The following is a 7,594-nucleotide window of genomic DNA, read 5'->3' as shown; positions in this document are numbered from 1 at the left end:
CGCGCCATTGCCGCGTGGTTAGCCGTGCTCGCGGCAGATGCCCAGCTTTTTCATGCGGCTTCGCAGGGTGCTGGGATTGAGGCCAAGGAGCTCCGCCGCGCCGCCGGGACCATGGATTTTCCCCTTGGTCTGCTCCAGCGTTGCGGCGATGTGGTTGGCCATGACGGTGTCCAGCGTACGCGGAGTAAAGGGCGCGTCCTGCGGGTCCGGGCAGGGCTGGGGGCGCGGGGGCGTCTGCGCCAGCCAGTCGAAGTGCAGGGTGGCGCCGCCGGAGAGGATAATGGCGCGTTCCACACAGTTTTCCAGCTCGCGCACGTTGCCGGGCCAGGAGTAGGCCATAAGGCGCTGCATTTCCTCGGGCGGGACGTCGGGCACACGGCTAAGGCTCAGGCGCCGTGCGGCGCGCGCCGAGAACCACGTCACCAAATCCGGGATGTCCTGCGGGCGCTCGCGCAGGGGCGGAATGGTGACGGGAAAGACGTTGAGGCGGAACCACAAGTCCTCGCGGAAGGAGCCGAGTTCCACCATTTTTTGCAGATTGCGGTGGGTGGCGGTGACGATGCGGATGTCTACGTCCCGCGGCATGCTGCCGCCAACGCGCGTCACCTGATGGTTCTGCAAAACGCGCAGCAGGCGCACCTGCACGCTCTGCGGCAGTTCGCCTATTTCATCCAAAAACAGGGTGCCGCCGTGGGCTTGCTCAAACACGCCCTTCTTGGCGTGGGTTGCCCCGGTAAACGCGCCGCGCTCGTGCCCGAAGAGTTCGGAGTCCATGAGGGATTCGGGTATTGCGCCGCAGTTGACCTTAATAAAGGGGCCGTCGTGACGCGGCGAACGCGCATGGATGACGCTGGCAATGACCTCCTTGCCAACGCCGGTTTCGCCCAGCAGCAGCACCGTATTGGACAGCGGCGCCACCTGCGCCACGCGTTTCATCACGGTTTGCAGGCCGCCTTCGTCCCCGATGACCGCGCCGCTGCGGCTTTCGGACAGCTGTTCGCGCAGGAACTGGTTTTCCCGCGTCAGGCGGGAGTTGGTGCGCAGGAGCTTGCGGTGGCGCAGGGCGTTTGCCGTGGCAATGGCAAAGGGCTCGTGCAGCAGGCTGAGCAGGGTGCCGTGCCCGGAGTGGAACCGCCCGCGCCCGTGGGCGTGCAGGCCCACAACGCCAAGGTGGCGGTCCTCAATCATCATGCGCATGAGCAGAATTGATGTGTCCACCGGATAGATGGTTCCGGCCACGCGCCCGGTGACGGGGTCGTCGTCCAGGTCGGCAAGGATGCGGATTCGTGGCCGATCCGGCTCCAGCAGGGTGCGGCACATGTCGTCGGTGATGGCGACCTGCTCGTTCATGGGGTTGCCGCCGCCCGCATCCGCCCGCGCGATGAAGCGAATTGCCTTTACGTCCGGGCGGAACATGTTAATGTACATACCATCTGCCGGAATATGCTGGCGCAAGTATTTCCAGCAGTCGTAGAGGGCTTTTTCGATGTCGAGGCTGCCGCAGATGCGCACTGTGGCGTGGTGGAAAAAATCATTTGTGTTCATGGAGACTCCGTGACGAATGAAACGCGAAATATCGCGGTTAGTGCGAAATGTCGCACATGTCAATCGCTATATTTCGCGTTTTTTGTGTGCTGCCGTGTGTAACGCACTGAATTTATTCATTGTGAACGTTGGCACGCTTTCTGCCTCTATGGCGTGGTCGTTCGCCATGAGGCGGGCGTGAACGAGTCGACACGACGCAAGTTTTCGCAAGCAAGGAGCTTTCACTCGATATGAAAGAAACCGAAACGAAGCGCTCCGCACCCCAGAGTGCGCGCAAGTCTCGCCGGGACGTGCTGCGCGCCGGGGCGGTCCTGGCTGGTGGCCTCGCCGCCGGAATGCTCCAGGGCTGCGTGACCGGAGAGGAAAAAAAGGACGTCCCCGTGGAGAAATCCCGCACGCCCGTAAGTGCGTGGGACAAGGAGTACGACGTAATCGTTGTCGGCAGCGGATTCGCCGGAATGGCCGCCGCCCTTGAGGCACGTAAGGCCGGAGCGGATGTGCTTGTCGTGGATAAGATGCCCGTCTTTGGCGGCAACTCCGCCATCAACGGCGGCGCGTTTGCCGTTGCCGGTTCTCCCCTGCAGGAGAAGGAAGGCATCAAGGACTCCGTGGACCTTATGGTCCAGGACATGCTCAAGGCTGGCCGCGGCCTGAACCACATGGGCCTTTTGAAGATTGTCGCCGCCGGAACGCGCCCCGCCTACGAGTTCACCCTTGAGCACGGCGTGGAGTACAAGCCGTTTCTGCAGCACTTTGGCGGCCACAGCGTGCCGCGTACCCTGCAGACCACCATCAGCTCCGGCGCGGGCATCATCCGCCCCCTGAAGAAGAGCGCCGAAAAGCTGGGCGTGGCCTTCCGCAGCCGCTGTAAGCTGGAAGATTTTGTCATGGACGAAAACGGTGGCGTGATGGGCCTCGTCGTGCGTGACCGCTACGAGTTCCCGGATGAGAAAACCGGAGAACTGCGCCGTTTCCGCGCGCGCAAGGCCGTAATCATGTGCTCCGGCGGCTTCTCGCAGGACCGCCGCTTCCGCATGATGCAGAACCCCAATCTGGACGGACGCATCGACTCCACCAACCATCCGGGCGCAACGTCCGAGGGCATGCAGGCCATGTTCGGCGTTGGCGCGGCTCCCGTGCAGATTAACCTGATCCAGCTCGGCCCGTGGACCTCCCCGGACGAGAAGGGCTTTGGCATGGTGTCGCAGTTCAACACCATCGCCGGGTTCCCCAATGGCATCATGGTGGACGTGCGCACCGGCAAGCGCTTTGTCAACGAACTGGCCGACCGCAAGGCCAGAGCCGAAGCCGTTATGACCCGCCTCGACGACGAGGGGCACCCCGTCTACCCCGTGGTGTTCTGTAACGCCAAGGGCGCCGACCGCGCGCAGACCCTCAAGGCCTGCCTCAAGTACGGCGTGGCGTGGGAGTTTGACACCGTTGAGGAGCTGGCCAAGCACTTCGGCATGCCCGTTGACGGCTTGAAGCAGCAGGTTGCCACCTACAACGAGGCCGTGCGCACCGGCGAGGACAAGGAATTCGGCAAGCCTATGGGCCGCGCCGTCCTGCTGGACGAAGGTCCGTTCTACGCCGTTCGCTGCTGGCCCAAGGTGCACTACACCATGGGCGGTGTGGAGATTAACACCGAGGGGCAGGTCATGCACATGCGCTCCGGCCAGCCCATCCCGGGCCTGTACGCCGCCGGCGAGGTAACGGGCGGTCCCCACGGCGCAAGCCGTCTGGGCAGCTGCGCCGTTGCCGAGACCTTGGTCATCGGCCGTTTGGCCGGACGCAAGGCCGCGCTGAGCAAGGCAGAGATCTTTCGTCTTCCTGGGAACGACCGGGGCGCGCTGATGGCGGAGTGTCGTCAGCTAGGGAGCGCCCCGGCCTGACTTTCCCGTCACCCGGAAGCCGATGGTTTGGACATACATCAGAAGAGCTCAACTGGAGGAAACAATGCATTTTTCCGCTACCCGTAGGCTTGTGGCAGCCGTCATCTGCCTCGCCGCCATGCAGGTTATGGCCTGCACCGCATGGGCCAGCCACAAGATTGTGACCCTGAACGGTCACGATATGGACCTCGCTCAGCTTGTGGACATTGCCGAAGGCCGCGCTCAGGTCTCCATCGACACCACCGCCATGAAGCGCGTCAAGGACAGCCGCGAGCTGCTCATGGCGTTCGCCGCCGAAGGCCGCCCCGTGTACGGCCTCACCGTTGGCGTTGGTCTGAACAAAGACAAGTCCATCTTCCACGTGGATGAAAGCGGCAAGCGCGTGCTCACCCCCGAGGTGCTGCGCCTGTCCCAGCAGTTCAACGTGAACGCCCTGCGCGCTCACAGCGCTGGCGTTGGCCCCGACATGGAGCCCCGCATGGTGCGCGCCACCATGGCCATCCGCCTGAACACCATGCTCTGCGGCCGTACCGGCGCCCAGCCCTACGTTGCCGAGCTCTACAAGGAATTTCTGAACAAGAACCTGCTGCCCGTTGTGCCCTCCCGCGGCACCGTGGGCGAATGCGACATCACCCTCGCTCCCCACATCGGCCTCGTGATGATGGGCGAGTGGAAGGCCGACTTCCAGGGTGAGCGTATGTCCGGCGCCGAGGCCCTCGCCAAGGCCGGCATCAAGGCTCTGGAGCCCTCCGGCAAGGACGCCCTCGCCATCCTGAGCACCAACGCTCCGGCCATGGCCAAGTCCGCCTTCGCCCTCAGCGAAGCCGAGCAGTTCCTCAAGGTGGCTCCCGTTGTCTTCGGTCTGTCCCTCGAAGGCCTCAACGGCAACGTTGCGCCCTTCCTGAAGCAGGTCAACGACGTGCGTCCCTTCTCTTGCTTTGCCAAGGCCTCCAAGGTCATGCGCGACGAGCTGGAAGGCAGCTACGTGTGGCAGCCCATGAAGGGCCGCGCCCTGCAGGACCCCCTGAGCTACCGTACCACCGCCTTCACCTTTGGCGCTGCTATGGAAGCTCTTGAGGACGCTGAAGCCAAGTGGAACGTGCAGGTCAACTCCTCCGACGACAACCCCGCCGTTGTCGTGGGCATTGAGCCCAGCGCCGATACCCCTGAGCAGGTCGCCAAGTACTACCTTGACGCCGGCCACATCAAGGGCGCTATCTTCCCCACCTCCAACTTTGAGCCGTTGCCTGTGGTCCTGAAGATGCAGAACCTGGGCATTGCCCTGTCCCACGTGTCCCGCAACGCCGCCATGCGCTGCCTGCGCCTCGTGGACCCGCACTTCACGCATCTGTCCCGCTTCCTGGCCGCCGACGACGTTGCCATCAACTTCGGCGCCATCGGCAAGCCCTTTGTGTCTCTGGACGCCGACGTGCGCTCCCTGGCCAACCCCGTGTCTCAGGACACCATCCCGCTGGCCGGCAACATCGAGGACACCGCCACCAACTCCATGCGTGTGGCTGACCGCCTCTCCCGCATTGTGGACAACATGTACTACATCTACGGCCTTGAGCTGTACCACGCCGCTCAGGCCATCGACCTGCGCGAGCGCGAGAGCGATATTGAACTGGGTCGTGGCACTGGCGCCATGTTCCGCGCCTACCGTAAGGATGTGGCCTTCATCGACAAGGACCGCCCCTTTACGCCCGACATCCAGACGTCCCACGACTTCCTGAAGGAATACGACAGGTAGTCTGAATCACGAAACGGTTGACCGTGGCGCTCCGTGCCCCATCCCCCCCGGGAATCGGGCCGCCACGGTCAATTTCTACACCAGCCACAGGATACGACCATGAAGAAGCACACAGCCGTGATGTGCGCCCTTGTGCTTTCCGCCTCGATGTGCGGTTGGTTCGCCCCGTCCTTTGCCGCCGGGGAAAAGGTCGCCGAGACCAAGGTCGCCCACGAGCCCGGTGCGGCGGAGCGTATGCAGCTCTGGATTGACACCAAGCTGGGCCGCAAGACCGTCAAGGACTACCACCGCAAGGTCCACCAGAACGGGACCAACTGCGAACTGTGCCACGGGGCCAACAACCCCTCCACCGCGCCCGACGACAGAAACTGTCTGAAGTGCCATGGCACGCGCGAGCAGGTGGCGCAGCTGACGGCGAAGCTGGATCACAATCCGCACAATTCGCCCCACTATGGAACGGATGCACCCTGCACCACGTGCCACAAGGAGCACGAGGAATCCACGGTGTACTGCAACACCTGCCATCCCTTCCACTACGAGAACTTCAAGAAATAGGGCTGCGGCAGAGACCTGTCGCCCAATAAACCATAGAGGATAGAACCAATGCGCAGAATAGCCGCAGGGGTCCTTTTACCCCTTCTCTTCTGCCTCCTCGCCGCCGCCCCGCTGTCGGCCAGGCAGATGCCGGCCAAAGAGGCCAATGCCGAGTGCCTGAAGTGCCACGGTGACATTGACCTCGCTCCGCGCACGGAGCGGGGAGCCTCGGTGGATCTGTACGTCCCCGCCGAGCGGTTCGCCAAGAGCACCCACCGTGGACTGGCGTGCACCGAATGCCACGAAGGCGCCGGAACGAAGGAGGACTTCAAGGTTGTTCCCCACAAGCTCTCCGGCAAGGGCGCAAAGGACTGTGCGGACTGCCACGGCAAGTATTTCAACGAGATAAAGACGTCCTTTACCGAAAGCCATCACGTGAAGAAGCTGGGCGACAAGTTCACCTGCGCCTCCTGTCACGATGCCCACACGGTGGAGAACGATCCGGCAACCAAGCCGTCGCAGGCGCAGATTCGATTCGACAACTACACCTGCCTCGCCTGCCATACCGACCTGACCGGCTACAAGAAGCTGTCCGGAAAGGACGTCTGGGAGCAGGACCTGTCGCATGACTTCCTGCCCAATAAGGACGCGCACTTTAAGGCCGTGCGCTGCGTGGAGTGCCACACCCCCGCGCAGACCACGGACATGCACCGCATCCTGCCCAAGGATGAGTCCGTCAAGGACTGCACCGTCTGCCATAGCGCAAGCTCCGCACTGGTGGAGCGTATGCACGAGGCGCCGACGGACAGCGACGTGGCCGGGAAGTTCCTTGGCAAGGGCCTGTTCGACGATACCGAACTGATGACCAAGCTCCTGAAGCTGGACACCACCGGCGCAGATGCGTCGGCCTCGGTTATGCCCGAGGTGGACCAGCTGGGCTTCATCAATGACGGCCTGTTCAAGGATTCCTACGTCATCGGCGCAACGCGCAACGTCATCCTTGACGCATGGGCCTTTAAGCTGGCGCTGGCCGCGCTGTTTGGCGTGCTGCTGCATGGCGGCCTGCGCATTGTTACCGGCCTGAAGCACCGCAACATGCCCGGCCCGAAGCACAGCGAATACGTGTACGACTTGCACGTGCGCCTGTGGCACTGGCTGAACGCGGTGCTGTTTATCGTGCTCATCGTTACCGGCTTTAGCCTGCATTTTGCCGGACTGCCGGGAACGCTGGACTTTGCGGCGAGCGTGCGCGTGCACGACATCGCTGGCTGGATGCTGGTTGCCAACTACGGCGTGTTCGTCGTGATGGCCATCATCACCGGCAACATTAAGCAATATATCCCCAATCCGCGCGGCCTTATCGTGCGGTGGTGGCTGCAGGGCCGGTTCTACCTGTGGGGCATCTTCCGCGGCGAGGCGCATCCCTTCCGCGTGACCCGCTCCCAGCGCTTTAACCCCTTGCAGCAGGCGGCGTACCTGCCGCTGATGTACATCATGATGCCGCTGCTCATCCTCTCCGGCGTGTGGATGTTCTTCCCCGAACTCACGCCTGAGACGATACTGGGCTACCCGGGACGCTGGCTGACTGCCTCGGTCCACTACGTGCTGGCCTTTGGATTCGCAGTTTTCCTCGTGGTCCATATCTACCTCAGCACCACGGGCGACCATGTTCTCTCCCTCGTGAAGGGCATGTTCACCGGCTATCATGAATCCCATGAGCATCATGACGAGGATGGACGGTAGTACGGACCATCCACACGGTGCGGGAACAGCCTCCTCCGTTCCCCGCACGCCTCGTCTTCCAAAAAGCCCCGCCGACTTCGGCGGGGCTTTTTTATGTGTGGTGGTGGGGGAAGGGAAGAAGGCAGGTGCG

General features: G+C 62.9%; 5 protein-coding genes. 4 read left to right on the top strand and 1 reads right to left on the bottom strand.

Annotated elements, in window-relative coordinates:
• Positions 1 to 18: 18 nt before the first annotated feature.
• On the bottom strand, positions 19 to 1,545 hold the full coding sequence (locus tag ACY69P_RS11760) for a sigma 54-interacting transcriptional regulator (protein WP_462327604.1): 1,527 nt from the start codon (positions 1,543 to 1,545) through the stop codon (positions 19 to 21).
• Between the two features lie 230 nt (positions 1,546 to 1,775).
• On the opposite strand from ACY69P_RS11760, the gene ACY69P_RS11755 reads away from it, so the two are divergent.
• The 4 genes from ACY69P_RS11755 (at position 1,776) to ACY69P_RS11740 (ending at position 7,464) form a co-directional block, all read left to right on the top strand.
• Complete coding sequence (locus ACY69P_RS11755) at positions 1,776 to 3,437, top strand: flavocytochrome c (protein ID WP_462327603.1); 1,662 nt, start codon at positions 1,776 to 1,778, stop codon at positions 3,435 to 3,437.
• Between the two features lie 64 nt (positions 3,438 to 3,501).
• Positions 3,502 to 5,187: an HAL/PAL/TAL family ammonia-lyase gene (locus ACY69P_RS11750; RefSeq protein WP_462327602.1), complete on the top strand. Its 1,686-nt coding sequence runs from the start codon at positions 3,502 to 3,504 to the stop codon at positions 5,185 to 5,187.
• A gap of 99 nt (positions 5,188 to 5,286) precedes the next feature.
• Positions 5,287 to 5,742 carry a cytochrome c3 family protein gene (locus ACY69P_RS11745; RefSeq protein WP_462327601.1) on the top strand — a complete coding sequence of 152 codons (456 nt, stop codon included), beginning with the start codon at positions 5,287 to 5,289 and terminating at the stop codon, positions 5,740 to 5,742.
• 126 nt (positions 5,743 to 5,868) lie between these two features.
• Positions 5,869 to 7,464 (top strand): cytochrome b/b6 domain-containing protein, encoded by a 1,596-nt coding sequence (locus ACY69P_RS11740; protein WP_462327600.1) that lies wholly within the window; start codon positions 5,869 to 5,871, stop codon positions 7,462 to 7,464.
• Positions 7,465 to 7,594: the final 130 nt, after the last annotated feature.

The sequence above is a fragment of the Desulfobaculum sp. genome (genome assembly GCF_054921475.1).
This window is presented reverse-complemented; position numbering and strand designations above follow the sequence as displayed.